At 69.5% G+C, this 26,213-nt stretch carries 28 protein-coding genes; 21 read left to right on the forward strand and 7 right to left on the reverse strand.

Translation table 11 applies throughout. From position 1 onward, the window contains the following. The first annotated feature begins 63 nt into the window (after window positions 1-63). Window positions 64-1,503 carry a PLP-dependent aminotransferase family protein gene (locus HCK04_RS33225; RefSeq protein ID WP_142651324.1) on the forward strand — a complete coding sequence of 480 codons (1,440 nt, stop codon included), beginning with the start codon at window positions 64-66 and terminating at the stop codon, window positions 1,501-1,503. Between the two features lie 45 nt (window positions 1,504-1,548). On the opposite strand, the gene HCK04_RS33230 is transcribed toward HCK04_RS33225, so the two are convergent. Beyond that, complete coding sequence (locus HCK04_RS33230) at window positions 1,549-1,989, reverse strand: helix-turn-helix domain-containing protein (RefSeq protein ID WP_142622504.1); 441 nt, start codon at window positions 1,987-1,989, stop codon at window positions 1,549-1,551. Between the two features lie 125 nt (window positions 1,990-2,114). Between HCK04_RS33230 and HCK04_RS33235 the strand changes: the two genes are divergently transcribed. The 5 genes from HCK04_RS33235 to HCK04_RS33255 all read left to right on the forward strand — a co-directional run bounded on the left by HCK04_RS33235 (window position 2,115) and on the right by HCK04_RS33255 (window position 5,933). Next, window positions 2,115-2,840, forward strand: a complete 726-nt coding sequence (locus HCK04_RS33235) for a DsbA family protein (protein ID WP_142651325.1) — start codon at window positions 2,115-2,117, stop codon at window positions 2,838-2,840. Between the two features lie 40 nt (window positions 2,841-2,880). After that, the gene (locus HCK04_RS33240; protein ID WP_142651326.1) at window positions 2,881-3,990 is read left to right on the forward strand and encodes an alkene reductase; all 1,110 of its coding nucleotides are present in this window, start codon (window positions 2,881-2,883) and stop codon (window positions 3,988-3,990) included. Between the two features lie 15 nt (window positions 3,991-4,005). Then, a complete protein-coding gene (locus tag HCK04_RS33245; RefSeq protein ID WP_142651327.1) occupies window positions 4,006-4,596 on the forward strand; it encodes an NAD(P)-dependent oxidoreductase in 591 nt (196 codons plus the stop codon). A 15-nt stretch (window positions 4,597-4,611) separates the two neighbouring features. Further along, entirely contained in the window at window positions 4,612-5,109 is a 498-nt protein-coding gene (locus HCK04_RS33250; protein WP_142651328.1) for a helix-turn-helix domain-containing protein, read from the forward strand. A 113-nt stretch (window positions 5,110-5,222) separates the two neighbouring features. Next, window positions 5,223-5,933 (forward strand): HAD family hydrolase, encoded by a 711-nt coding sequence (locus HCK04_RS33255; RefSeq protein ID WP_142651329.1) that lies wholly within the window; start codon window positions 5,223-5,225, stop codon window positions 5,931-5,933. Window positions 5,934-6,005: 72 nt separating this feature from the next. Here the strand turns inward: HCK04_RS33255 and HCK04_RS44435 are convergent, their stop codons facing one another. Next, window positions 6,006-7,835 carry a PxKF domain-containing protein gene (locus HCK04_RS44435; RefSeq protein ID WP_142651330.1) on the reverse strand — a complete coding sequence of 610 codons (1,830 nt, stop codon included), beginning with the start codon at window positions 7,833-7,835 and terminating at the stop codon, window positions 6,006-6,008. 121 nt (window positions 7,836-7,956) lie between these two features. Between HCK04_RS44435 and HCK04_RS33265 the strand changes: the two genes are divergently transcribed. Beyond that, complete coding sequence (locus HCK04_RS33265; RefSeq protein ID WP_205831017.1) at window positions 7,957-8,415, forward strand: hypothetical protein; 459 nt, start codon at window positions 7,957-7,959, stop codon at window positions 8,413-8,415. Between the two features lie 45 nt (window positions 8,416-8,460). On the opposite strand, the gene HCK04_RS33270 is transcribed toward HCK04_RS33265, so the two are convergent. Beyond that, window positions 8,461-9,075 (reverse strand): hypothetical protein, encoded by a 615-nt coding sequence (locus HCK04_RS33270; protein WP_142651331.1) that lies wholly within the window; start codon window positions 9,073-9,075, stop codon window positions 8,461-8,463. Window positions 9,076-9,178: 103 nt separating this feature from the next. On the opposite strand from HCK04_RS33270, the gene HCK04_RS33275 reads away from it, so the two are divergent. Genes HCK04_RS33275 through HCK04_RS33285 form a run of 3 tightly spaced genes read left to right on the forward strand, consistent with a single transcriptional unit; the run spans window position 9,179 to window position 12,127 of the window. Further along, window positions 9,179-9,898 (forward strand): response regulator transcription factor, encoded by a 720-nt coding sequence (locus HCK04_RS33275; protein WP_142651332.1) that lies wholly within the window; start codon window positions 9,179-9,181, stop codon window positions 9,896-9,898. After that, a complete protein-coding gene (locus HCK04_RS33280; protein WP_142651333.1) occupies window positions 9,888-11,738 on the forward strand; it encodes a HAMP domain-containing sensor histidine kinase in 1,851 nt (616 codons plus the stop codon). Before HCK04_RS33275 ends, HCK04_RS33280 begins: the two co-directional genes overlap by 11 nt. Window positions 11,739-11,773: 35 nt before the next feature. Continuing rightward, window positions 11,774-12,127: a hypothetical protein gene (locus tag HCK04_RS33285; protein ID WP_142651334.1), complete on the forward strand. Its 354-nt coding sequence runs from the start codon at window positions 11,774-11,776 to the stop codon at window positions 12,125-12,127. Here HCK04_RS33285 and HCK04_RS33290 read toward each other — a convergent pair. Together HCK04_RS33290 and HCK04_RS33295 are read right to left on the reverse strand one after the other, a co-directional pair. Beyond that, on the reverse strand, window positions 12,120-13,307 hold the full coding sequence (locus tag HCK04_RS33290; protein WP_142651335.1) for an FAD-dependent monooxygenase: 1,188 nt from the start codon (window positions 13,305-13,307) through the stop codon (window positions 12,120-12,122). The two genes, HCK04_RS33285 and HCK04_RS33290, sit on opposite strands and share 8 nt — an antisense overlap. Window positions 13,308-13,337: 30 nt before the next feature. Beyond that, window positions 13,338-14,282, reverse strand: coding sequence for a LysR family transcriptional regulator (locus tag HCK04_RS33295; protein WP_142651336.1), 945 nt, complete (start codon window positions 14,280-14,282; stop codon window positions 13,338-13,340). Window positions 14,283-14,439: 157 nt separating this feature from the next. Here HCK04_RS33295 and HCK04_RS33300 point away from each other — a divergent pair, with 157 nt between their 5' ends. From HCK04_RS33300 to HCK04_RS33315, 3 genes are read left to right on the forward strand one after another with little or no spacing between them, the layout of a single operon-like run. Next, entirely contained in the window at window positions 14,440-15,597 is a 1,158-nt protein-coding gene (locus HCK04_RS33300; protein WP_142651337.1) for an epoxide hydrolase family protein, read from the forward strand. Then, window positions 15,594-16,940 carry a fumarylacetoacetate hydrolase family protein gene (locus HCK04_RS44440; RefSeq protein WP_142651338.1) on the forward strand — a complete coding sequence of 449 codons (1,347 nt, stop codon included), beginning with the start codon at window positions 15,594-15,596 and terminating at the stop codon, window positions 16,938-16,940. Before HCK04_RS33300 ends, HCK04_RS44440 begins: the two co-directional genes overlap by 4 nt. 17 nt (window positions 16,941-16,957) lie before the next feature. Then, window positions 16,958-17,209: an LLM class flavin-dependent oxidoreductase gene (locus HCK04_RS33315; RefSeq protein WP_221890011.1), complete on the forward strand. Its 252-nt coding sequence runs from the start codon at window positions 16,958-16,960 to the stop codon at window positions 17,207-17,209. A 740-nt stretch (window positions 17,210-17,949) separates the two neighbouring features. On the opposite strand, the gene HCK04_RS44445 is transcribed toward HCK04_RS33315, so the two are convergent. Both HCK04_RS44445 and HCK04_RS33325 read right to left on the reverse strand, forming a co-directional pair. Then, window positions 17,950-18,630 (reverse strand): DUF4145 domain-containing protein, encoded by a 681-nt coding sequence (locus HCK04_RS44445; RefSeq protein WP_168066484.1) that lies wholly within the window; start codon window positions 18,628-18,630, stop codon window positions 17,950-17,952. Between the two features lie 311 nt (window positions 18,631-18,941). Next, entirely contained in the window at window positions 18,942-20,276 is a 1,335-nt protein-coding gene (locus HCK04_RS33325; RefSeq protein ID WP_205831019.1) for a helix-turn-helix domain-containing protein, read from the reverse strand. 334 nt (window positions 20,277-20,610) lie between these two features. Between HCK04_RS33325 and HCK04_RS33330 the strand changes: the two genes are divergently transcribed. From HCK04_RS33330 to HCK04_RS33365, 8 genes are all read left to right on the forward strand, one after another. Continuing rightward, on the forward strand, window positions 20,611-20,952 hold the full coding sequence (locus HCK04_RS33330) for a hypothetical protein (RefSeq protein ID WP_142651340.1): 342 nt from the start codon (window positions 20,611-20,613) through the stop codon (window positions 20,950-20,952). After that, window positions 20,949-21,242, forward strand: a complete 294-nt coding sequence (locus HCK04_RS33335) for a hypothetical protein (RefSeq protein WP_142651341.1) — start codon at window positions 20,949-20,951, stop codon at window positions 21,240-21,242. The genes HCK04_RS33330 and HCK04_RS33335 overlap by 4 nt, the downstream gene beginning before the upstream one ends. Window positions 21,243-21,358: 116 nt before the next feature. Further along, window positions 21,359-22,090, forward strand: coding sequence for a GntR family transcriptional regulator (locus tag HCK04_RS33340; protein ID WP_142651342.1), 732 nt, complete (start codon window positions 21,359-21,361; stop codon window positions 22,088-22,090). A gap of 121 nt (window positions 22,091-22,211) precedes the next feature. Further along, window positions 22,212-22,628 carry a plasmid replication, integration and excision activator gene (locus HCK04_RS33345; RefSeq protein ID WP_142619338.1) on the forward strand — a complete coding sequence of 139 codons (417 nt, stop codon included), beginning with the start codon at window positions 22,212-22,214 and terminating at the stop codon, window positions 22,626-22,628. After that, complete coding sequence (locus HCK04_RS33350) at window positions 22,625-22,939, forward strand: hypothetical protein (protein ID WP_142651343.1); 315 nt, start codon at window positions 22,625-22,627, stop codon at window positions 22,937-22,939. The genes HCK04_RS33345 and HCK04_RS33350 overlap by 4 nt, the downstream gene beginning before the upstream one ends. An 85-nt stretch (window positions 22,940-23,024) precedes the next feature. Next, window positions 23,025-24,446, forward strand: coding sequence for an FtsK/SpoIIIE domain-containing protein (locus HCK04_RS33355; RefSeq protein ID WP_142651344.1), 1,422 nt, complete (start codon window positions 23,025-23,027; stop codon window positions 24,444-24,446). Further along, window positions 24,443-24,634, forward strand: coding sequence for a hypothetical protein (locus HCK04_RS33360; RefSeq protein WP_142651345.1), 192 nt, complete (start codon window positions 24,443-24,445; stop codon window positions 24,632-24,634). Before HCK04_RS33355 ends, HCK04_RS33360 begins: the two co-directional genes overlap by 4 nt. A gap of 38 nt (window positions 24,635-24,672) precedes the next feature. Beyond that, the coding region (locus HCK04_RS33365) for a replication initiator (RefSeq protein ID WP_205831020.1) at window positions 24,673-26,213 on the forward strand (1,541 nt) is incomplete at its 3' end.

Below are 26,213 nucleotides of genomic sequence, written 5' to 3' on the forward strand. Positions count from 1 at the left end.
GGGATGGCACATGCATGCCCGCAACACTAGGCATCAAATGGCCCTGGGGTATGGTCCATTGTTATGACAGATTCCCGGGCCAATTCGGCGGCTGCCGCGCCTTCCACCTTCGGCGCCGACCTGCATCTGGAACTGTCCGGGCCTGGGCTGCGGGCCGGGCTCACAGACGCTCTGCGCGAGGCCGTACGCACGGGACGCCTGGCGCCCGGCACTCGGCTGCCGTCGTCCCGTTCGCTTGCCGCCGATCTCGGCATCGCCCGTAACACGGTGGCCGACTCCTATGCCGAACTGGTCGCCGAGGGCTGGCTCACCGCCCGGCAGGGCTCCGGAACCCGGGTGGCCGAACGGGCCGAGCCGCACAGGACGGCACCCTCCGCCCCCCGGACGCGACGGGCCCGTCCCCGTCCCACCTTCGGCCTGCTGCCGGGCGCGCCGGACCTCGCGACGTTTCCTCGCACGCAGTGGCTCGCCGCTGCCCGCCGCGCTCTGACCGCGGCTCCACACGACGCCTTCGGCTACGGCGACGCACGTGGCCGGGCGGAACTGCGCGCCGCCCTGGCGGACTATCTGGCGCGGGCCCGCGGGGTGTACGCCGCGCCGGAGCGGATCGTCGTCTGTTCCGGTTTCCACCATGGCCTGACGCTGATGGCGCAGGTGCTCCGGGCCCGGCGGGTTCGGGCCGTAGCCGTCGAGTCGTACGGACTTCACATCTATCGCGACCTGCTGAGCGACGCCGGCCTGCGCATCCCGCCCCTCTACGTCGACGAACACGGCGCCCGCACCGACGATCTGGCGCGGTTGAACGGGGCCGGCGCAGCACTGCTGACACCGGCGCATCAGTACCCGACAGGGGTCGCGCTGAGCCCGGCCCGGCGCACGGCGGCCGTCGACTGGGCGCGTGCCACCGGCGGGCTGATTTTGGAGGACGACTACGACGGAGAGTTCAGGTACGACCGTCAGCCGGTGGGTGCTCTGCAGGGCCTCGATCCAGAACGGGTGGTGTACTTCGGCACGGCGAGCAAGTCACTGGCTCCGGGACTGCGGCTCGCCTGGATGGTGCTGCCCGAGGAACTGGTCCCGGAGATCGTGGCGGCCAAGGGGCACATCGACTACATGTCCAGCGCGTTGGAACAGCTGACGCTCGCGGAGTTCATCACGTCGGGCGCGTACGACCGCCATGTGCGCTCGATGCGGCTGCGCTACCGGCGTCGCCGCGACCAACTGGTCGCGGCCCTGGCGCAGCGCGCCCCCGGCGTCCGCGTGACCGGCTTGGCCGCCGGGTTGCAGGTGGTCCTGGAACTCCCGCATGGAACCGAGCGCTCGGTCGTCCAGGCGGCGGCCCGGAAGGGTCTGGCGGTCAGCGGGATGGCGCCGTTCCGCCACGACGCGGCGGGCTCCGGCCGGCGGTTGCCCGAGCGGGACGCGCTGGTGGTCAACTACGCGGCCCCCTCGGACAGCGCGTGGGCGGGCGCGCTGGACGCACTCTGCCAGGTGCTGCCGTAGCCGGCCGACAGGCCCGCCCGCTGCCGGGCCGATGATCCACCGTGGTCAGCTCCCCGCGGGCTGCGTATCAGCGTCGAAGGTCTGTTGGTGGCGTCGGATTTCGGCCTGGTTGTCGGCCGACCACGCGGCCAGCGCCAGCACGGTCGAAAGCAACGACGTGCCCAGGCCGGTCAGCTCGTACTCGACCCTGGGCGGGACCTCGGGGTAGGCGGTTCGGCTGACGATCCCGTTGCGTCGCAGTTGCTTCAACGTCAGCGTCAGCATGCGCTGCGAGATGCCGGGGATCGCGGCGGCCAGGTCGGAGTAGCGTGTCGCGCCGTCGGCGAGGGTGCCGATGACGAGCACGCTCCACTTGTCGCCGACGAGGTCGAGAACCTCGCGAATGAAGTCCGCGTCCTGGTCGTCCCAATGGGCGCAGGGTCCCGGCGCGGCGCGCACGTCGGCCCGCACTCCGGTCCTGACCTTCCGTGTCTTCTCCGCCGCCATGCACGCCGCCCCTCTGGCGTAACCGCTTCTACACACATGAATGTGCCTTTTGTACGGGTTTTGATTCTAATGCACGATGTCGCTACGAACAGAAGGTATGTAGCCAGGAAGCGAGGGCGATTCCCGTGAAGATCGAGTTCTGGTCGGACATCGTGTGCCCGTACTGCGGGCTGATGGACCACAGGCTGCGCCAGGCACTGGACCGCTTCGCGCACGCCTCGGACGTCCACGTGGTGCATCGCTCTTTTCAGCTGCATCCCGACCTCCCTCGTGAGGGAGTGACCCAGCGGGAGCTGTTCCGCATGGCCGGAATGCCCGAGGCGACCGGCGAGCAGGTCCTGCGCCGGATCGAGGCGGCCGCCGAGGCCGAGGGACTCACGCCGTACAACGCGCTCGAACGCCGGCTGGGGCCGACCGACTTCGCCCACGAGCTTCTCGCGTACGCCGCCGGCCAGGGCCGTTCGGGCGAGATCTGGTCGGCGATGTTCCGCGCCCACTTCGGGCAGGGCCGCGACCTGTGGACCGTTGAGCAGGTGCTCGACTTCGCCTCGGAGGTGGGACTGGACCGCGACGGCGCGGCTGCCGCGCTGCACGACGGCAGATACCGGGCGCGGGTGGCCGACGACCAGCACACGGCCCAGCGCCTCGGCGCCCGCGGCACGCCGTTCATCGTCCTGGACGGAAAGTACGCCATGTCCGGCGCGATCGGCCCCGGCGAACTGCTCTCGGCCATTGGTTCCGTCTGGGAGGAGGGCCATCCGGCCGCCGTCTCCCCTCTGCCTCCGATAACCGGCGGCGACGGGGTGTGCACCCCGGACGGCTGCGTGGCCCCCGCCCCCAGCGGCGAATGATCCGTCCCGTCTCGCCGAATCCGATCAAAGGGAGAGTCTCATGTCCACAGCGTTCGAACCGATCACCATCGGCCGGTACACCGCCCGCAACAGGGTGGTCATGGCCCCGATGACGCGGAACCGCGCGTACGGGCCGGGAGCGAGCCCGACCCCGCTGATGGCGACCTACTACGCCCAGCGCGCCGACGCCGGTCTGATCATCACCGAAAGCACCCAGCCTTCGCCGATCGGGCAGGGCTTCCCGAACACGCCGGGGCTGCACAGCGCCGGACAGGTCGAGGCCTGGCGGAGGGTGACCGCCGGGGTGCACGAGCGGAACGGCTTGATCTTCGCTCAGCTCATGCACGCGGGGCGGGTCGGCCATCCCAGCCTGCACGGGGGAACGCTGACACCGGTCGGGCCGTCGCCGGTGAAGGCCGCCGGAACGGTGTTCACCATGGACGGCCCGCAGGAGTTCGTCACCCCGCGGGCGCTGGACCGGGCCGGCATCAAGGAGACCATCGAGGACTTCGCGTCGGCGGCGCGCAACGCGATCGAGGCCGGCTTCGACGGGGTGGAGTTGCACGCGGGCAGCGGCTTTCTGCTGCACCAGTTCCTATCGACGAACGCCAACCAGCGTGACGACGAGTGGGGCGGCAGCGCCCGGCGACGCGGCCGGTTCACCGTCGAGGTGGCCAGGGCCGTGGCGGACGCCGTCGGCGCCGACCGCGTCGGACTGCGGATCTGGCCGTCCCACGTCTACAACGACATCGTCGAAGACGGCCACCACGACACCTACCTCGCGCTGCTCGACGCGCTCAACCCGCTCGGCCTGGCCTACCTGCACATCGCCGAAGGACCCGACACGGAGCTCACCCACCGGCTGCGGGAACGGTGGACCGGCACGCTGATTCTCAACCCGTACACCCCCGGCGCATTCACCGGGCCTGAGTCGCTGAAGCTCATCGACGACAGCGCCGCCGACCTGATCTCCTACGCCTCGCTCTTCATGGCCAACCCGGACCTGCCTCGCCGGTTGCGGACCGGCGGGCCCTTCAACGCCCCCGACTTCAGCCGGGCCTACGGCGGAGACCACAAGGGCTACACCGACTACCCGGCCCTGACTTGTCTCCAGGAAAGTGGGCCGTCTACGCTGACTAATAAATTGTGAAGTTAGGTGAGGGGCATGAGGATCTTTCTGGCCGGCGCGTCCGGCGTGATCGGGCAGCGGCTGATTCCCCGCCTGGTCAAGGCAGGGCACGTGGTCGGCGGCATGACCCGCTCACCCGGCAAGACCGAGCTACTGGCCCGGCTCGGCGCCGAGCCGATCCTGTGCGACGTCTTCGACCGCGACGCCCTCGTCAAGGCGGTCCGCGACTTCGCCCCGGACGTCATCCTGAACGAACTGACCGATCTGCCCGACGAAGCGGAGAAGCTCGATGAGCACGTGGAGCTGAACGCGCGCATCCGGACCGAGGGCAACCAGAACCTGATCGAAGCGGCACGGCAGAGCGGATCGCCGAAGATCCTCGCCCAGACCGTCGCCTGGCGGCTCCAGGCCGGCCCCGATGCCGACGCCGTCGCCGAGCTCGAACGCTCCGTACTCGCCGAGGGCGGGGTCGTGCTCAGCTACGGACAGTTCTACGGACCCGGCACCTACAACGAACAGCAGATCCCCGCCGAGCCACGCGTCCAGATCGACCACGCCGCCGACCGTACGGTGGAACTGCTCGACGCGCCGTCAGGTGTCGTCGTCATCACCGACCGGCCCGCGTAGAAATCAGGGGACATCATGCCGCTCTCATTCGAGGGTGTTCTGGCCGATCGGACCACGTGGCGGCTGGACAACTGCTCGATCGGCAGGTCGATGGAGACCATCGGCACGCGGTCGGCGATGCTGATCCTGCGCGAGGCCTTCTACGGCACGACCCGGTTCGACGACTTCGTACGGCGGACGAAGATCGGCGACGCGATCGTCGCGGCACGGCTCAAGGACCTGACCGACATCGGGGTGTTCACCAAGCAGCCCTACCGGGAGCCGGGCAAGCGGACCCGCTACGAATACCTGCTGACGGAGAAGGGCAGGGACCTGTTCCCTGCCGTCTTCGCGCTCATGCAGTGGGGCAACAAGTACCTGCAGGGTGAGGACGGCGGCCCGCTGCGTCTCGTCGAACGGGGCACCGGCGAGCCGGTCGTGATCGGCCCGCGCACCGTCTCCGGCAGGGATGTCGGCCCCGAGGACCTCGCCATCGTGGCCCACGGTGACTGGGCCGACCCGCAGAGAGGCTGATCGTGCGTCAGGCGCTGTTCGGCACTCCAGGCGGAACGCCGGCGGAGTGGCCCGGAAATCCCCTGCGGAAATGGCCCATGCCCGGCATCCGCCGGACGCGTTAGCGTCTCCGCATGCCGATCCGTGCCGTGCTCTGGGACATCGACGACACTCTGTTCGACTACGCCGGCGCCGACCGCGCCGGCCTCCGCGACCATCTGGCCGCCGAAGGGCTCGCCGCGCTGTTCCCCTCCGTCGACGACGCCCTTCGTCACTGGAAGGCCCAGACAGAGCTGCACTGGGCGAGATTCATCGCGCAGGAGACCGACTTCCAGGGACAGCGCCGCGCGCGTGTCCGGGGCTTTCTCGGCGTGGACATGGACGACTCCGAAGCGGACGCCTGGTTCGATCGCTACGTGGCCCACTTCGAAGCCTGCTGGGCGCTCTTCCCCGACAGCCTCGCGACCTTGCACGAGCTCGCCACCGAATTCCGTCAAGCCGTGCTGTCGAACTCCAGGCTGGACTACCAGGAACGCAAGTTGCGCATCCTCGGCGTGCGGGACCATTTCGAGACCGTCCTGTGCGCCGCCGAACTCGGCGTGTCCAAACCCCAGGCCGCCGCCTTTCACGCGGCGTGCGACGCGCTGGAGCTGCCCCCGGGCGAGGTGCTGTACGTCGGCAACGAGCCCGACATCGACGCGGGCGGTGCGATGGCCGCCGGGCTCGCCGCGGTCTGGCTTGACCGGGACGGCGTCGGCGGGCGCTCCGAGCTGGTGCGGATCACCGATCTCGGCCAGCTTTCCCGGTTGCTGACGCCGGGACGATCCTCATGGAGCGCCGGGTAGCGCCGGCGGTGACGGGCACCGCCGGCCCCAGTGAGCGGAGAACGTGAGCGGAGAACGCTCAGTCCGCCACGATCACTTCATCTCGAACTCGGCACGATGGACGCTGCCGTCGGCCAACGTCACCGTGAAGGTGCGCCGGCTCCCTGCCCACGACCGCGGCGTATCGACGTTGAGGTGGTAGGAACCGAGCGTGCTGATCCAGTGATACTCGGCACCCGGCGCGTCGAACGTGGCCGACGCGACCGCCGGCTCACCGTCCATCTCGCCGCCGATCGTCCACTTGATCGGGATGGTCCGGCCGGCGTTGACGACGGTGACGCCGTCCGCCTTGACCGGGGGCCTGAACCCGCCGAACGTCCCGGGCGCCGGGACGGTGACGGTGGCGGTGGCGGCCCGGGAGGCGTCGGCGGTCGAGGTGGCGGTGACCGTCAGAGTCCGCGCCTTCTCGTCGGACGCGACCGTCAGCAGCCCCTCGCCGTCGATGGTCGTGCCGGTGCTCGCGTTGCCGCTCACGCTCCACGTCACGCTCTGCGCCGGGTGGCCGTCGCCGGTCACCGTGGCGGTGAAGGAGCGCTTCTCACCCCTGGAGACGGTGACGACCGAGGGAGTGACCGACACCCCGGTCACGACCGGCGCCGGAGGCGTCGCCGTGAACGAGAAGTTGGTGTCGTCCCAGAAGTAGCCCACTCCGGTGTTGGCGTTGACGCCCCCGAAGTAGCGGTTGTCCGGGTCGTAGAAGACCGCTTCGAAATACTGGGACTGCGCGGAGTTGCGGTAGACCTCGTAGTCCATGTGGCCGTCGTCCTGCAGGTCGATGACCGCGATCGACATGGGTCCGTGGCCCAGGCCGATCACGAGGTGACCACGCACCCAGGCCGCGCTCTGGACGACGTCGTACGCGCTGTTGATGTGATAGGTCGCCAGGAGGTCCCAGGTGCCGTTGTACTCCCCGCCGGCGGCCGGGGCGTAGACGCCGTACGTGCCGTGCTCGGTGCCGGTGGCCGGCTTGATCGTGCGTACGGTGGTGCCGTCGTCGGTCAGCATCACCGCGACGCCGGGCTGGTCGGTCCAGATCACGTTGCACTTGGCGCCGAAGTCATCGGGGACGTCGAAGGCGGTGGCGTGCACGCCGTCGAGCGTGTTCGTGCCGTCGAGGTCGATGTTCGACGCCTTGACGACGTAGAACGCCGGCGCCTGGGTGTAGCTGCTGGATCCGTTGCCGAAGATCAGGTCGCCGCTCGCCTCGTCGTAGGAGAACGAGTTGAGGTGGCCGAAGTTGTGCGTGAACGTGTGGACGAGGGTGGCCGTCTTCGCGGCGTAGTCGATGTCGTAGACGTACACGTGGCCGTTCGCGACCGTGTGGCTGTCGTCGCCGGCGGCGCCGATCCACAGCTTGCCGTCGACGACGTTGCCGCCCTGCTCGTCGTGCATCCCGGGGATGGTGAACTGCGGCGTGATGGTCGAGGCGTTCACCTTGTAGTCGTCCCGGGGGTCCAGCACGACCGTGCTGAGCGTGACCCAGACGCTTCGCTCGCTCATGTCGATCGGCCGCACCGAGCCGGCGGCGTCGTGGCTGAGGACGTACGAGATCTTCGCGGTGCCTGAGGGGATCATGTAGACATACGGCGAGGCCAGGCTCTTCCAGCCGGACGACGGCGGCAGGAAGGTGCCGTCGGCGTCGTAGGCGAAGATCGTCACCGAGACGTCGGCGCCCTTGGGGCCGCCGTCGAACTTCAGCGCCTGCCAGGAGCGATCGACGGCGACCGGCGCCTTCAGGCGGATCCGCGTCGCGACGTCGCTCGCGCCGTCGCGCTTCTCCCCGGTCGCCGAGGCGATCGTCCCCTGCTCGAAGTCGTTGAACGCGGGGTCGCTCGTGGAAGGCGGAGCGACGGAATCGGGCACGACGCCGAAGATCGGCTGAAGGAAGATGAATCTTCACGAACGGGACGCCTGTGGGCCGGAACCTGCGGAGGGGTTAGCGGTGTAGAGGTAACGACCACGTACGCCCCCTGAGGAGTCGTCCATGCTTCGCACCACGCTGACGCCGATGCTGACCTTGGCCCTGGCCTGTTCCCTGCTCGCGGGGTGTGCCGGGCAGCCGTCCGGCGGGTGTCCCGACCGGTTGTCACCGGCTCCGCTGCCCACCTGGGCCCGCACGGGATTCCACCCGCCCGACCAGGCGATGCCGTACGTCCTGGGGGACCGGGGCGACATCGTGGCCGTGGTGTTCGGCGATCGGTTGCTGTCGCCGCCGGAGGAGAACCGCGGCAACAAGATCCTCTGGGTGTCGCGGGTGTCCCAGGACGGGGATCCCCTGCGGATCGAGGCGCGCCTGGACGGCTCGGGTGCTCCCGTCGTACGCGAGGTGCCCGGCGGGCCCGGCCCGTCGGGCGTCGACCTGCCGAAAGCGGGCTGCTGGCACCTGACGTTGCGCTGGTCGGGCCACGTCGACACCCTCAGGCTGCGGTACGTCCATCCGTGAACGTGGGGCGGCGGACGCTGTGCGGCGCCCGCCGCCCCGAGGGGATTACTGCGGGGCGGGCTGGAGCGCGCGGCCGCCGCCGAACGCCTTCACGCGGCAGGTGTCCTGGATCTTGGCGATGTCGACGTCGTCGCCGGGGACGCTCGCGTACCGCCAGCCGATCTTGGCGGGGGCGGGCGCCTTGACGAGGTGGACGTCGAAGCCGTGGTCCTGCAGGCACTTGGCCTCGATGCGGACGCTCTTGGCGTAGTGCGGGTTCTTGGCCGGGTCGAGCTCCGGCGGCAGCAGCGGCCGCAGGCGCTCGCAGGCGGCCCGCGCGGACTTCTCGGCCGCCTTGGACCAGGTGCCCTTGCTCGGCATCCCGTGCTTGGTCAGGCACCGGGCGTACGCCTCGCGGAACTTGCGCACCTCGGCGGCGGAGCTGTTCAGGCGCAGCTGCGCGCGGGACTTCGTGGTGTGGGCGGGCTTGGGCTTGGACACGGTCTGCGCCGCGACCGGCCGGGCGGCCGACGCGTGACCGGCGGAGACGGGAGCGGGGGTGCCGGGGGCCCCCGCAGCCTCGGCGGTACCGCAGGCGGTGAGGACGCCGCAGGCCAGGGCGGCGAAGGAGATCGCGGTGACGTGTCGTGCGGACATGCGCCGCTCGGTTCGGTTGCTCATGCCGGAGACAATGGCCGAGCAATGTCAGGAACCTGTCAGGAACCTTTGGCCGGCAGATGAGCAGGGGCGAGGCGGTCCTCGGGCCCACCTACTATCGCCAACTGTGGGTGCATATGTCCTGATAGCAGAGGACGACGTCAAGCAGGCCGAGCTCATCCGCCGCTATCTGGAGCGGGAGGGCCACGAGGTCGACGCCGTCCATGACGGCCGCGCGGCCCTGGATGCGGTACGCCGGCGGGCCCCCGACCTGCTGGTGCTCGACGTGATGATGCCCAAGGTCGACGGACTGGACGTCTGCCGCATCCTGCGCGCCGAGTCGGACCTCCCGGTGCTGATGCTGACCGCCCGTTCCACCGAGGACGACCTGCTGCTCGGCCTGGACCTCGGCGCGGACGACTACATGACCAAGCCGTACAGTCCGCGCGAGCTGATGGCGCGCGTCCGCACGCTGCTCAGGCGCGCCCGTGCCGTCGCCGTCCCGGCCCGGCCGCCCGCGCCGGTGCTGAGGGCCGGGGCCCTGGTCGTCGACCCCGACCGCCACGAGGTCAGCGTGGACGGCGTGCCCGTCGAGTGCACCCCCGGCGAGTTCGCGGTGCTGGAGCTGCTCGTCAGCGAGCCGGGACGGGTGTTCACCCGCGAGCAGATCCTCACCCGGCTGCACGGGTTCGACCGCTACATCACCTCGCGCACCGTGGACGTCCACATCATGAACCTCCGCCGGAAGATCGAGCCCACGCCGCGCCGTCCCGTACGGCTCCTCACCGTCTATGGGGTGGGCTACAAGCTCGCCGACGACCGGCGGGACGCGCGCGATGCGGACTGACGTGCCGCTGCACCGCAGCCTGCTGGTGCGGGTGCTCGCGGTCTCCGTGCTGGTGTCGGTCTGCTCGATCGCGGCCACGGCCTGGCTGACCGCGCGGAGCACCACCGTGGCGATCAGGCAGGAACAGGGACAGGCGCTCACCGACGACGCCCGCACGTACGACACCCTGCTCGGCTACGCGGCCGCCCACCCCGGCTGGGACGGCGCGGGGAAGATCGTGCAACAGTTGGCGCGCGAGACCGGCCGCCGCGTCACGATCACCACCGAGCAGCGCGTGCCGCTCGTGGACTCCGACACCGGGCCGCCCGCGACCCTGCCCGCGCGGCCGACCGCGTCGATCGACCCGCTGCACATGGACACGGCCCTCGCGGCCGCGTCCGGTTCGTCCCTGACCACCGGGTACTCGGACGCATCGCAGGGCGAGGCCATGGCGGCCGTGACCGACCACATCGACCCGCGCGCCGTTGGCCCCTTCCTGCTGCCGCGCAAGGAACGCGACGCCCTGCGCGTCGCCGCCGAACGGCGTGCCGCCTGCCTGCGCGACGCCTTCGGCACCGTCGCCACGATCGCCTACAGCCCGAGCGGACGACCGGTGCTCGACACCCGGGGCGCGCGGCCGTACTCCGATACCCGGTGCCCGAGCACCGTCCTCGACCGGCCGACCGCCACCGAGGCCAAGGCCCTCACGGCGCTGCAGAAGCTCGTCGACAGTTGCCTGGAGCGGCGGCACGAGTCGAACGTGCGGCTCAACCTCGACTTCAGCTGGACGCGGGTGCCCGGAGCCGTGCCCGCCCAGGCGGCGGACGACGGCCCGCGCGGCGGCGTCGTCCCGGAATGCGTCGCCGGCAGCCGCCGCGAGCAGCTCACGCCGTACGTCGCCCCGCCCGCGCTGCTCTTCCTCAGCAGCCGAGGCGGCGACACGTCCACCGTCTTCGACCTGTCGCCGGAGAACCAGGCCCGCATCGCCGGCGTCGCCGCCCTCGTGCTGCTGATCACCGTCACCGCCAGCGTCATGGCCGGCACCCGGCTGAGCCGCCCCCTGCGGGCGCTCACCGACGCCGTACGGCAGATGGAGGAAGGGCGCGCCGCCCGCGTGGAGGTCAAAGGGAAGGACGAGATCGGCAGGCTCGCCGCGGCCTTCAACGCCATGGCCGAGCGGCGCGAACGACTGGAGGAGCTGCGCAAGGCGATGGTCGGCGACGTCGCCCACGAGCTGCGGACGCCGCTGAGCAACATCCGCGGCTGGCTGGAGGCCGCCCAGGACGGGCTCGCCGACCCCGATCCGGAGCTCGTGGCGTCGCTGCTGGAGGAGGCCCTCCTGCTCCAGCGCGTCATCGACGACCTCCAGGACCTGGCGGTGGCCGACGCGGGCGAGCTGAGAATGCACACCGAGCCGGTCGACGTGGCCGACCTGCTCACCCAGGTCGCGACCGCCCACCGGGGCGGCGCGGAGGCCGCCGGCGTCACCCTGCTGACGAAGGCCGACGGCCGCCTCCATCTGGTCGCCGATCCCGTACGACTGCGCCAGATGGTGGGCAACCTCGTCTCCAACGCCGTACGGCACACCCCGCCCGGCGGCACCGTGAGCCTGCTCGCCCGCCATGACGGCGGCGACGTGGTGATCGACGTCGCCGACACCGGCAGCGGGATCGCCCCCGGCGACCTCCCGCTGGTCTTCGAGAGGTTCTGGCGGGTGGAGAAGTCGCGCAGCAGGCGGAGCGGGGGCAGCGGGCTCGGCCTGCCCATCGCCCGCAAGCTCGCCGAGGCCCACGGCGGGTCGCTCAGCGCCACCAGCGTCGTCGGCGAAGGTTCCACCTTCACCCTCCGGCTCCCCGCTTGACCGAAGTCCGCCCGGCTTTGACTAACGTGGCACCTGTGACCACCGATGATGAGCGTGACGCTCTGGCGCGGGAGCTGCTTCGTCTGAGCCTTCCTGAACTGGTGGACGTACTCCGTCGTGTGCTGCCCGCTCACGCGGAACAAGGCACCACCATGCCCTCTACGCTGGTCCTTGCCGAAGTCTCCCGGTCACCAGGCGGAGACTCGTCATCGGCTCAGCCCTTCATCGAGGCAGTCGCCTGGCCGGACCGGGACTACTACGACGGTGACTTCGGGCCGAATGCGGCGAATCTCGAGCAAGGCAGCTGCCCCGACTGCGGCCTGGAGGCGACGTCTACGGCCAAGCTCGCCTTCTGTCCGCTGTGCGGGACACTCTGCCGGCTCACCTAGAGCGGCTCGCGTCGGTGGACGCCGACCGGCTCAGGGAGGCGTAGTCGGGCAGCTCGAAGTGGCCGCCCGCCATCTTCTCCCCCATCTTGGCCATCGACCTGAGCAGGAAGCTCCGCTTGAACAACTGGTTGCGCAGCCACAGACCCTTGCGGGTGCGCGGTGCCAGGAAGGGCCCGGCGTTGTTGCCGTCGGCGGCCTTGATGAACGGGCGCATGGTCTTCTCGTAGCGCTCGAAGGCCGTACGGTGGTCGGCCTGGCTCAGCTCGCCCGCCAGCACGTAGGCGCCGACCAGGGCCAGGCCGGTGCCGACGCCACCGAGAGTGTTGGCCGCGGCGGCGTCGCCGAGCAGCACGATCCTGCCCTTCGAGAAGCGCTCGATCGCGACCTGGGCGATGGCGTCGACGTACACGTCCTTCGAACGGGCCAGCTTGGCCAGGATCTCGGGCACCCGCCAGCCCCCATCGCGGTAGGCGTCGATCAGGATCTGCTTCTGCTCCGCCGCCGAGTAGCGGTCGTAGGTCAGCTGAGGCGAGGCGAAGCAGAAGAAGACGGGCGCCTTGGGGCCGCCGATGGAGACGAGCCTGCCCGGCTCGTTGTACATCACCGGCTCGTCCACGACACGCTCCATGTCCACCAGCGCGTAGTAGTGACCCATGTGCTTCACGTAGTTCGACTCCGGGCCGAACGCCAGGCGGCGCACGTTGGAGTGGATGCCGTCCGCGCCGACGACCACGTCGAAGGTCCGGGGCGCGCCCTTTTCGAACGTCACCTGGACGCCCGAGGCGGTCTCGGTGAGCGAGGTGATCGAGTCGCCGAAGATGTACTGGCAGGTGTCACGAGTGCGCTCGTAGAGGATCTCCGCCAGGTCGCCGCGGAGAATCTCCAGGTCGCCACCGGTGAACCAGCCTGGCATGACCGTGATCCGCTTGCCGTACGAGTCGATGACCGTCTGGTCGGTGCCCCCGGTCTGGCGGCGCTGGATCTCCTCCAGGATGCCCATGCGGCGGAGGAGCTCCATGTGGGTCTCGCCCTTGAAGTCGATGGCCTGGCCGCCGCTGCGGAGGGCTGGGGCCTTCTCCACAACGGTGACCTGGGCGCCGGAGCGGGCCAGCCAGTAGGCGAGGGCGGGGCCCGCGATGCTGGCGCCGGAGATGAGGACCGAGGTGTGCTGTTTCGTCATGGCTCTACCTTCGGAAACCCCGCTGACGACTCACCGACCATCCGCTGACGACCGCCTGACCCCCGACGTCCGTGCGGGGTGGCTCTGGTGCGTGCGCAGCCGGGCCTCGGCGTGCTTGCGGAAGGCGGTGACCAGGCGATTGCGGTCGCCGGCCCGGGTGGCGAGGACGACCTGGCTCGGCTCGACGTCGCGCAGCGGGATGGTGGTCAGCCCGGGGTGCAGGCCGGTGGCGTAGTCGAGGGGCGGGCCGATGGCCACGGCGGCGCCGGCGGCGATGAGCTCGTGCTTGTCCTCGAGGTCCTCGACGAGCGGGCCGTCCGGGGCCGGGCTCCCGTCGGGGCGCGGGTCCACGCGCCAGTAGGCGTTGAGCAGCGGATCGGACTGGCGGACGTGGGGGATCGGCTCGCCGGCGATGTCGTCGAGGGTGACCCATTCGCGGCCGACGAGAGGGTGGTCGAGCGGGACGACCAGGACGCGGGGCTCGTCGTAGAGGACCGTCACGTGCAGCTGGTCGGTGGCGAACGGCAGCCGCGTGACGACCGCGTCGACGCGATGGTCGAGGAGCGCCGCTCGTGAGTCGTTCCAGGCCAGCAGGCGGGTCTTCACCTCGGCTTCCGGCTCGGCCTTGCGCAGCGCGCGTACGGCGGGGGTGATGAACAGGCCGCGGGTGTAGCCGATGGTGATCTCGCGCGGCCGGGCGGCGGCCCGGGTCTGCGCCATGGCCTGGCCGGCCGCGCGCAGCAGCCCGGTCGCCAGGGGCAGGAAGACCTCGCCCGCCTCGGACAGGTGGGTGCCGCGCGTCGTACGGTCGAGCAACCGCACGCCGAGCTGCTGCTCGAGCCGCCGGATCTGACGGCTCAGCGACGGCTGGGTGGTGTGCAGGGCCTCCGCCGCGCGGCCGAAGTGGCGATGCTCGGCGACGACGACGAAGCACCGCACCAGTCTCAGGTCGAGGTCGACGGGGGCGGGGAGCACACCAGCAGGCTAGCCCACCTGCGGTGATACGGGGATCGTATTACCTGTTGCGCAACTTTCATTGGACGCGCCGGTGACCGCGAACGCATGGTCGATCTGCCGAGCCCGGCTCCTCAGGCCGGGCGATGACCACCGTTCACGGAGAAACCGAAAGACCATGCAAGCAGACACGGCTCGCCACGACGGCGTCCAGCCGTTCCATATCCACATCCCGGACAGCGCGCTGGCCGACCTGAGAGAGCGGCTGGCCCGGGTACGCCTGCCCGACCAGGAGACCGTGCCGGACGCCGCCCAGGGCGTGCAGCTCGGCCGGCTCCGGGAGCTCCTGCACCACTGGGCCACCAAATACGACTGGCGCACGATCGAGCGGCACCTCAACGACCTCGGCCAGTTCCGCACCACGATCGACGGCCAGGGCATCCACTTCACGCACGTCCGCTCACCGCACCAGAACGCGACACCCTTGTTGCTGCTGCACGGCTGGCCCGGATCGTTCCTGGAGTTCCTGAAGGTGATCGGCCCGCTGACCGATCCGGTCGCGCACGGCGGGGACGCGCGGGACGCCTTCCACGTCGTCGTCCCGTCCATGCCCGGCTACGGGTTCTCGGACATCCCCAGCACCGGCGGCTGGACCCCGGACCGGATCGCCGCCGCGTACGCGGTGCTGATGCGGCGCCTCGGCTACGACTCCTACCTGGCGCAGGGCGGCGACTGGGGCGGCGTGGTGGCCACCCGCATGGGGAAGCAGCGCCCTGACGGCCTGCGCGCCGTCCACCTCAACTTCCCCGAGTTCCTCGCCCTGCCGCCGGTCGGCGACGAGCCGACCAGGGAAGAGGCCGCGGCCCTGGCCCAGGGCGAGGCGTTCGCCCGCGTCCACTCCGGCTACCACCTGCTGCAGCGCACCCGGCCGCAGACCATCGGCTACGCCCTGACCGACTCCCCGGCCGGTCAGGCCGCCTGGATCTACGAGAAGTTCCTCGACTGGGCCGCCCCCGGCGCCTTCACCCTGGACGAGATGCTCGACCACATCTCCCTGTACTGGCTGACCGGGACGGCCACCTCATCCGCCCGCCTCTACTGGGAGTACGCCCAGGAGCCGCTCGGGCTGACCGAGCTGGACCTGCCGGTGGGCGTGAGCGTCTTCCCGAACGAGCTGACCCGCACCCCGCGGATCTGGGCCGAACGCGCCTTCCACGACCTGCGCTACTTCAACGACGACATCCCCGCCGGCGGCCACTTCGCGGCTTTCGAGCAGCCCGGCCTGTTCGTCGAGGAGGTACGCGCGTTCGCGCGGGCGATCGGGGAGTCCGCATGAGGTGGGTCACGTACCGCTCGTCCGACGGGTCGGAGCGCTGCGGGCTGGTGCAGGGAAACAAGATCCTCGGCCACACCCCGGGAATGACCTTGCTGGACGTGCTGCGCTCCGGTGAGGGCCTGGAGGCGGCCGCCGCCCTCGTGACGTCGAACCCGGCCGAGATCGTGGACCTGGCCTGGGCGGACCTCCTCGCGCCGATCCCGGTGCCGCCCTCGGTCCGCGACTTCGCCGCCTTCGAACGGCACGTCGCCGGCGCCGCCGGCGGCACGATCAGCCAGGTCTGGTACGACGAGCCGATCTTCCACTTCTCGAACCCGGCCGCGATCCGGGGCCCGCGCGACGACGTCCCCGTCCCGGCCGCGACCACGGCGTGGGACTACGAGGTCGAGGTCGCCGCCGTCATCGCCGACGACTGCTCCGACCTGGACCCGGCCACCGCCGAGGACCACATCGCCGGGTACGTCGTCTACTGCGACTGGAGCGCCCGCGACCTTTTCGCCCGGGAGATGGGCTTCGTCTTCGGCCCCTCCAAGAGCAAGGACGCCGCCACCAGCCTCGGCCCGTACCTGGTCACGCCCGACGAACTGGAGCCCCACCGGTCGGGCAAGGGCTACAAGCTCGCGATGAACGGCTACGTCAACGGCGAGCTGTACGGAGGAGGCGGCTGGGACGAGATCCACTGGTCGTTCGGCGAGCTGCTGGCGCACGCGTCGCGGGACACCACGCTGCGGGCCGGCGACATCATCGCCAGCGGTCCCGTCGGCACCGGCTGCATCCTGGAGCTGGCCGGGCGGCGCGACTACCTGGCGCCCGGCGACACCGTCCGGGTCGAGGTCGAGCAGCTCGGCGCGGTCGAGGCGCGGATCGTCGCGAAGGGCGACACGCGCGTACCGGAGATGAAGATCTCGCGGAGCATCCTGATCGCCGCTCCCGCCGCCGCCGTGTTCGACGTGATCGCCGACCCCCACCGGCACCACCACTTCGACGGGTCCGGCACGGTCGCGGGCACGATCACCGGTCCCGCCCGCCTCACCCTGGGCGCGGAGTTCAGCGTCTCGATGGTGCTGTTCGACGTGCCGTACGAGGTGACGAACACCGTGGTCGAGTACGAGGAGAACCGCCGCATCGCCTGGGCGCACCCGGGCCGGCACCGCTGGCGCTACGAGCTGGAGGAGGCCGAGGGCGGCACCTTGGTCACCGAGACCTGCGACTTCACCACCTCGCCGCAGGGAGAGCGCGTCGCGGGATCCGCCTGGGGCCGGCGGGATGCCGAGGCCATCGAGAAGACCCTGCCGCGGCTCAAAGCGCTGGTCGAGAACGGCCGTCTTCCTGGCAGGCCATGACATCGGAGAGGAGTTTGGTGAAGATCGGCATCGGACTTCCGAACCAGGTGCGCGACGTCACCGCCGCGACCATTCCGCGCTGGGCGGCCCTGGCGGAGGAGGCCGGGTTCTCCACGCTCGCCACGACCGGGCGGTACGCGTACCCGGGGGTGAGCGACACCGTCGCGCTCGCCGCCGCGGCGGGGGCCACCACCACGATCGGGCTGCTCAGCGCGGTCCTGCTGGCCCCGACGTGGCCTGGCGCCCTGCTGGCCAAGGAGGTCCGTTGATGGAGCCGGAGGCGATGCCCTGGCAGTCGGCGGGCACGCCGGTGCCGGCCGCCAGGGACAGGGGCAGGAAGATCAGGGCCATACCGACGCCGATGACGACGGACGGGCCGAGGATGTTGACGAGGTAGCTGCCCTGGGGTCCGGACAGTGCAAGCAGAGCCATGCCGACGGTGGCGTGATGGCGCCGAAGACGACGGTGAGGCGCATGCCGCATTTGTCGACCCACTGGCATCGGGCCACTCAGGGCTGCCTCTGGCTGCATGGGCCGGAAAGCAGAAGAGGCCCCGGAGGGCCTCTGAGCTGCTGTTCTGCTGGTGGCAGGTCCAGGGTTCGAACCTGGGTAGGCTGAGCCGACGGTTTTACAGCGCGTGACCATTCCAGGTTGCCCGACGCTCTTGACCTGCGCCGGAGCCCGCTCGCCCGGCCCTGATCGTCAAGATCATTGCACGCATATTGCACAGCGGCCTTTCTGCCCGTGCGGCGCCGCACGCTCCTCCCCCGTCCGCGCATCCCGTATGCCCTCGACCCGCTGCGGAGCAGCAGCAGGCCGGCGACGGAGGGGCAAGCCCGTCTTCGCGTGTACGTCAACCGGTCGCTGTTCCTCGGTCATCGGACGCCAGGGGTCACAGACGGGCTTGAGCCGTAGGAGCTGGTCTGCTGGGCTTGCCCGGGTCGATGGCAGAAGGGACGCGCGGACTCCTACCTCAGCCACCTACGGCCCGCACTCCTCAACTTGGCGGTCATCCCGGAGCCGGAGCGCCCCCGCCGGAGGCGTCCTTTCGAGACTCGTCGCGGCGCTTCTTGAACTCGTTGAAGCGCCCGGTAAAGACGTACAGGTAATCCATCAGAGCTTCGGCCAGGTCGAGCGCATCTTGTGCGTCCTGGCGAGCTACCGGGCGGCCCGTATAGTGTGCTGCTTCGTTTCCAAGCACTCGTAGCTCCTGAGCCCACTCGAGTAGTCGGCCTTCAATCAGCCCCTGGCGCTCCATCTCTTCGAGTGCACTGACCAGGTTCTTGACCTTGATGTTATGGTCGGTACACACCCCTTCTAGGGCGCGTCGAACCATGACGACAGTGGCCGTGTATGCGTTGGCGTTGAAGCATAGTTGCGCTTCTTGGTGCTCTCTGCGCAGATCATGGGGGATGGCGCGTGAGCGATCTTGCCCTCTTTGATCTGAGTAGGGCCAGATCACGTCTGCGCGCGTGGACCGTACGACCTCTTCCTCTGCGTAGTCGTCCCAAATGAGCTGCTGGTAGAGGGCTACGGGCGCGAAGCAGTTATTGCAGGTGGCGATAGCTAAGCGGATCTTTTGCTCGTCGTTCTCACCGGTTTGGCCAGTCACGAACTCCGCACGCTCTTCTGCGGCCTGGTCCTCGGCGCACGCCCAGCAACGAATCTCGTATTGGAAGGCCGATGTCACGATGACACCGTAGCGAGAAGTGATCGCTGGATGACAGTAGTTTGCAGCGATGCGGTTCGAGCCGTCGGCGGCCGGGACCGGCCCCCAGGCCGCATGCCCGGCCGCCGAGCGGGCGAGGGGCCGCGAGGCGGCGCGCAGCGCCGCCCTTGATCCCTATGAGAGCAATTCGGCAGCTCTACAGCTCTGGAGTCAGAGCCCGCTGTATCGCATCGTGCATCGTGTCCACATGCGATCGACGCAAGGTCCCATCTTGCTTCAATCCCCAGACGGTAAAACCCTCAGTATCCACCTGGGTCACCTCGTTCTCGAACTTACCTTGCGAGATAAACCGCACCCAAAGTTGACCCGCTACGTTGCGAACGGGGCGGATAGAGAGAAGTTTGCGACTCGTCTTGTGCGATGTCGGCGTAGACGACGGACACGCGCTTTTGGTCCTCGTCCTGGCCGAGGGCGGCAAGGGCGGCTTGGCCGGCCTCTGTCACGTGCTGCTCGTCGCCGAGCCGTACGTAGGTCGAGAGCTGGAATGCAGCCATGCGTCCGGCGTCGAGAAAGCGGGTCCATGCGCGCTCACGGTGGGGCCGGGCACGGGTGTGGGCTTCCTCAGCTCGCTGCAACAGTTCGACCGCCTGGCCGTCGCCGAGTCCGGCCAACTCTTCGGCTTCCCGGGCCAGCAACCACGCGCGCGTTGCGTCGTCGCCTTCGGCCGGGAGGAACTGCTGGGCGCGTCGAATGTGCTCGACGGCCTCGGGGCCGGTGACGGCGTACGACCGGTAGGCGTACGTGCATGCCTGGATGACGCGGTGCCCGCTCTCCTCGGCGGCCAGGGCGGCAACGCGCTCGAATGAGGCCGACTGCGCGGGCTGCTTGAGGTCCCAGGCAATCCAGGACGCCAGCGTTGCGGCTTCGCCGGCTGTTGCCGCCAAGCGGCGCCGGTAGCGCTCGGGCGGGCCGCTTTGAAGCAGGGTGCTCAACTCGTTGATGTGCGTCGTGAGCCCCTGGTAGATGGCTCGGGCGGGCATGACGTATTCGAGCCGGTGGAAGCCGATGGTGCGCGCTTCGAGCCGTTCAATCGTGTCGTCGTCGAGCATCTGCGGCCCCCTCAGCGCACGGGAAAGGCGCTCCCAAGGGTCCGCGATGGAGGCCGCGGTTTCGGCGGTCATTCCGGCCGCGAGGAGCAGCATCGTTCGTCGGTCCATACGGGCATCCAGCCTTCCCACTACCCAGGCCAGCGTCAGAAGGTCGACATCCCATGGGTCGTCAGTTGGACGCGGGCCGATCACCACGCCTTCGACGCTAAGGAGCTGACTCGCTGGCATCCCATCCCGAGAAGGGATAGCGCGACGGGATGAGGCGGCCTCGATGATCTGGGAACGGCCGGAGGCGCGGGGGGCGAGTCCGAGAGCGAGCCGGGCCGGGTCGGGCATGCGCAGTCCATCGGCGATCCGCTCGAACACATCCAGTGCGGTGACCTGCGCGCTTCCGCGCATGATCTCGCTGACCTTGCCCTGGCTGAGATTCACGGCAATGCCAATGCGAGTCTGACTCACGCCCGCGTATTGCCTGATAAGCCGGAAAACCTGCCCGATGTTCCGTTTCTTCAGGGCGTCGAGCATTTCGGGGCGCTGCCAGAGGTCGGGCGGGATCATGACCGGTTCCGCCGCTTCTGCGGGCATAAGGCGCTTCCCCTTGCGTCTGCTTGACTGCCTGTATTTCCAAGCTTCCGGGTTGGGGTTAACCCGTCAAGGGATATCGGCATGCCCGGCCGGAATATCGGCGCGGGATGGGTTGAGCGACCTGCAATTACGACCCTTGCCCCATGGTTACGGAGACGGAGAGGTGCGGGGCCTGCCGGGGGAAGGGCTGGCGGCTTGTCCGGCGGGCGTCGGCGGATGCGGAGTACCGGCTTGATGGCGTGATCGTGGAGCTGTCCACGGTCGAGTGTTTCGAGTGCTCGGGCTCGGGCCGTAGGGCGGTGGCGTCATGAGCGCCGATCGGCTCGTGGCGGGCCGTCGCCCCCTGGCCGTTACCGCTGCCCAATGTGCCGAGCGGCTGCGTGTGGAGCTGGAGCAGTACGGCGTGGCCGCCGACGTCCACGAGGGGTACGGGCTGGCGCTGGTGTCGGTCTGGGTCGAGCTGGTCGTGTGGACCGATGGCCGCTGGTTCCGGTGGCGCTCGGGCCGTACCTCGACCAGCGGGCGGCCCGTCTACGCCTTCGGCCCGGCCTCCGATGTCGTCACCGCTGCGCGCCGGGTGGCTCACCGGTACGGGCAACTGCGCCAGCAGTACCCTCGTCCGCCGTACCTGGCGGGGGATGCCTCGTGAACGACCTCGACGAGCCGGACCGCCTGCACAGCGCACACGTCCCAATCCGCCGGGGATACTTCCGCAAATTGGAGTGGTGGAAGCCCACACCTGCGCAGCGGGTCCTGGTCCTGGCCTGGACGTGTGACTGTCAGGCCAGGTTCTACGAACTGTGCCAGTCCGGCGGGCTGGCCTACATCCGCCGTACCGTCCAGAAGGACGAAGAACCGGAGATCGCCGAGACTCACCGGTGGTCGGTCCGGCAGGGCTGGGCGACCTGGTTCGACCTGCTGACGGGTGAGGTCCGTTAGGGGCCGGCAGTCCGCTGCCCTTGGGTTACGGGCTCCTGTCGGCAATGGGCCTTCGCACGACACACCTGCACTGCTAGCCTGCTTGGCTAGACAGGCATGTTGAATGCGGGGCTCTGATGTCATTTGAATACACTCCTCCCAAGTACGCCCAACTCATCGCCGAGCTTGAACGGCGCATCGAATCAGGCGAATATCCGCCCGGCTCACCGCTGCCGAGCGAACACCAACTCATGGCCGAATTCGGCATGGCGCGGCCCACGGTGGTCAAGGCGCTGGGCGTACTCCGAGATCAGGGGTGGATCGTCACCCATCAGGGCAAGGGCCGATTCGTACGCGGCCGTCCCGCCATCGCCTCCGGACGGCAGGTCCGCACGGGCCGGGAACTGCTCGACCGCAAAGAGACCCGGGTCGGAAGCTCGCTGCTGTCCGCCGGGCCGGTGCCAGCCCCTAACCGCATCGCGGCCTACCTCGACATCACGCCCAAGTCGGCGGTCGTCCTCCGCAGGACCCTCGTCACCCGCGACGACGAAGCATCTGAGATCTCCTCCACCTGGGTGCCGGCGGACGTGGCCGAAGGTAGCCCGCTGGCAGAGCCCGAAGATCTCAAGCAGGGCGTACGGCGCTACGTCGAAGCTGCGGCCGGTGTCGAGCTGGACCACATCGTCGAGCATGTGACCGCACGCAACCCCACTCAGGAAGAGCGCGACCTCCTCGGCGTCAAGACCTCGGCCGCTCTGCTGGCCGTCTATGCCGTCGCCTGCGATGCGACCGGCAAGCCGTGGGCCGTCGTGGAGACGGTCCTTCCCGGCGATCGTCACGAACTTGAGGACGCCTACCCGATTAGGTAATCCAACTTTCCCGCCCGAACCCACTTGGACTGCTTGACTAGCCAAGTGGGTTCAGTGCTTAATGGAGACACAACTTGGTCAGTCAAGGTGGCTGACCGTACAAGAAGGGAGGGCGGTAATCATGGCTCTACAGGGACCCATTCCGATCAGCTTCGGCCAGATCTTCCCGTACGGCTGCTACGCAGTGGGCGAGGTCGAGCCGGTCAAGGACTTCGAGGCGTCGAGCAACGGTCGCTTCGTCCAGGCGCGGGACAAGCAGACGGGCGAACTCGTCTGGCAGATCCCCGTGATGGACGCTGACCCGTCGCTGAAGGCGGCGCAGAAGACCGTGGCCGTCAAGATCCTCGCTCCGGTCCAGCCGGTGCCCCCGGCCCCGGTTGCGGGCCTGCCGTTCACGCCGGTCGAGTTCGACGGACTGACCGTGACCCCGTACGTCAACGGGTCCGGACGGCTCGCCTACTCCATCAGGGCACGGGAGATGCGCGCTCCTCGCGCTCACGCCAAGGCGGCCAGCAACGGCAAGGAGGCGGCGGCGTGAACTGGCGGCCGTACACGCACCTGTCGATGTCGGTCGATCCCGGTGAGCGTCCCCGTATCGGCGTCTCGTTCTACGGCTCGATCACTGCGGCCAGCGCGCGAGTGCTGGAGTCGGGGCGGCCGTACCTGGTCCTGGAGTCCGGCGAGGCGGACGTGACGGTCTCGGCCACCGGGGCGGCCAGTCCGGTCACCGCCGAAGACCTGGACATCGCCCGGCAGATCTTCAACGCCGCCGCGCGGTACCTGGCCGACTGCGAACGCCTGCACGCCGACCACACCGAACACGCGCAGGCCACCGGCCCGGCGGCCTGACCCAAGGACGGGGCCGCTGGAACTGGCATTCCAGCGGCCCCCCGATCTCTCACACACGCCAATGCCTGAGAGGACACCAAGCCTAATGTTCAAGAAACTTCCCGGCGACGAGGCACGCAACCTCGTCTCCACCACACCAGACACGGCCGTGGTCTTCCGCCCGGCCGTCATGCAGACCCCCGCCATCGTCACCCTGGTGATCTGGCTGTCGCGCCTGTTCGCGGGCCTGGTTCGCCTCGTCGTGCGGCATCCGGTCGCGGTGGCCGTGCCGGTCGGACTCGGGGTCATCTGGACCCTGTACGGCTGGCGCCTGGCCCTGGTCATGGCCGGGTTCCTGCCCTCGGCAGGCCTGTCCTGGGCGCTGCTTGATCGGGCCTCGTTCCTAAGGTTGGTCGGCTGGCCCCTACTGGCCTGGTGGCGGCTCGTCGCCGTCTACCGGCGGCACTGGCAACCGGTCATGGTCGTCTCCGGCCTCGGGCGGCACATCCGGGGCCGCGACTACCTACCCCGCCTCGTCCGGGTCGAGTGCGACGGCTGGGCCGACCGCGTCAGCGTGAAGATGCTCAACGGCCAAGCCGTCACCGACTGGGCCGACCGCATCGAGCACCTGGCCCACGGCTTCGGCGCACCCTCCTGCCGGGTCGCCGTCGCGCGGGCCGGGCGGCTCGTGCTCACCTTCCCCCGCCGCGACCCCCTCGCCGAACCACTGCCCGCCCTTCCGGTTCCCGAGGTCGCCTCGGTGGGGCCGGTCGAGATCGGCCGGTGCGAAGACGGCACACCGCTGCGGCTCAAGGTTCACGGCACCCATGTCTTGATCGCCGGGGCCACGGGCGCGGGCAAAGGCTCCTACCTGTGGTCGACAATCCGCGGCCTCCTCCCCGCGATGCGGGCGGGCCTGGTTCAGGTGTGGGCGCTCGACCCCAAGCGGATGGAGCTGTCCTTCGGGCGTGCGCTGTTCGGCTCCCGGTATGCAGCCGATCCGAAGGAGTGCGCCGACCTGCTCGATGAGGCGGTCTCGGTGATGCAGGAGCGGGCCGACCGGTTCGCCGGCCTCCAGCGCTCCCACACCCCGACGCCTTCCGACCCGTTCGTCCTGGTCCTCGTGGACGAGGTGGCGTTCCTGACCGCCTACCAGCCCGACAAGGGCCTCCGTCAGCGCATCACGGCGGCCCTGGCGACCCTGACGACCCAGGGCCGGGCGGTCGGCCTCGGGGTCATGGCCGCGTTGCAGGACCCGCGCAAGGAGGTCATGAACATCCGCAACCTGTTCCCCGACAAGATCGCGCTCCGGTTGGACGAGTCGGAACAGGTGGACATGGTCCTCGGCGACGGGGCACGCGACCGGGGCGCACTGGCCGACCACATCTCGCCGGTTCCTGAGCTGGGCGCGGGCGTCGGCTACGTCCGTCTCGAAACCAGTCCTGATCCGGTGCGGGTGCGGGCCGCGTACGTCTCCGACACCGATATCCGGGCGATGGTCGCCGAGTTCGCGGGGGAGGGCCGATGATGCGCCTGGCTCACATCCTCGACGGCCTGCGCTGCTCGGGCTGCGGTGCCCTGGATGTGCTGTGGCTCGACCCGGTGCGCGGCATCGTCGAGTGCCACGAATGCGGCGAAAAGGCCGCCGTCATGGTCGACGGTCTCGGCCCGGCCGACCTCCTCGACCCCATCAGCGCGTGGGACGGTGACCGGTGACCAACCCGCACGACCGCTCCACCCCTCGCGCCGTCCGAATGGCTCAACCGCTGGCTCGTGAGGTCGTGGAGGAGATCGCCAAGCAGTACGGGGTGTGTATCCGTCCGGTTCCGCTGCGGCGGCAGGACATCCTCACCGGGCAGGTTGAGGTCATCGACGTGCCGTGCGGGGCGACGCTGGAGAGCAAGTGCCCGCCGTGCGCGAAGCGCAACCGGCAGCTTCGGCGGGCGCAGTGCCGGGAGGGCTGGCACCTGGAAGCCGAGCCCGTGAACCTGCCCGACAACGCGGACGAGTATCAGCGTCACCTTGTCGAGCTGCGGGCCGACGCCCAGGCGTGGCGGGACGAGGTGGAAAAGGCGGGCGGCGACACCACCGACCTCGATGCGGCCATTGAGGACTTGGACGAGGAGATCAACCGGGCCGGGATGCGCGGCAACGTCCTCGGCCGAGCCTCGGGTAAGCGCTCGCGGTCGACGAAGCGGCGGCAGGACGCCCCGGATCTGCCCAAGCGGCAGATGACCAAGACCACGCTCGGGCGGACCTTCACCGGCGCGGACGGCAAGACCTACCGGCCCTCGATGTTCGTCACGCTCACGCTCCCGTCGTATGGGCGCGTGCTGGAGGGTGCGCCCCCGGACCCGGACCGGTACGACTACGTGCGGGCGGCTCGGGACGCGCTGCACTTCTCCAAACTGGTCGACCGCTTCGTGCAGAACCTCCGCCGCGTGGCGGGCTATGACGTGCAGTACTTCGCCACCGTCGAGCCTCAAAAGCGGCTCGCACCGCACCTGCACATGGCGATCCGCGGCACCCTCCCGCGTGCGGAGCTGCGGCAGATCATCGCGGCCACATATCACCAGGTGTGGTGGCCTTCAACGGATGTAGTCCGTTTCGAGGGGAAGCACCTGCCCGTGTGGGAGGACGGGGCCGGCTACCTCGACCCAACCACGGGGGAGGTCCTGCCGACCTGGGAACAGGCACTCGACGCTCTCGACCAGGACGACGAGGCCGAACCCCTGCACGTGCTCCGCTTCGGCGACCAGCTCGACATACAGAGCGTCCTCGCCGGAACGCCCGACGCCGACCAGCTCATCCAGTACCTGTCGAAGTACCTGACCAAGAGCCTCGGTGACGCCCTCGGCACTGACGACCCTCGTCGAAAGGCACACGCCGAACGGCTGCTGGAGGCGCTGCGGTTCGAGCCGTGTTCGCCGACCTGCCCGAACTGGCTGCGGTACGGGGTGCAGCCCAAGGGCGCCAAACCGGGGATGGCTCCGGGCCGGTGCAGAGGTAAGGCGCACAAGCCCGATCACCTCGGCTACGCGGGCCGCCGCGTCCTGGTCTCCCGGAAGTGGTCGAACAAGACCCTGACGGAGCACAAGCAGGACCGCCGGACCTGGGTCCTTGAAGCCCTTGGCCTGCCTGACGAGCCGGTCGACCCTCACCGCTACATCTGGCGGCCGGTCAAGCCCGGTGATCCCGACCTGGCCCCCATCGGCGTGCGCTTGCTGCGCTCGGTCCATGAACGGCAGCGCTGGCGTAATCACCTGGCCCGGCTCGAAGCCGAGGCAGACGGCCA

Origin of the sequence: Microbispora sp. CL1-1 (assembly GCF_012034195.1) — a bacterium.
Classification (GTDB): Bacteria; Actinomycetota; Actinomycetes; order Streptosporangiales; family Streptosporangiaceae; genus Microbispora.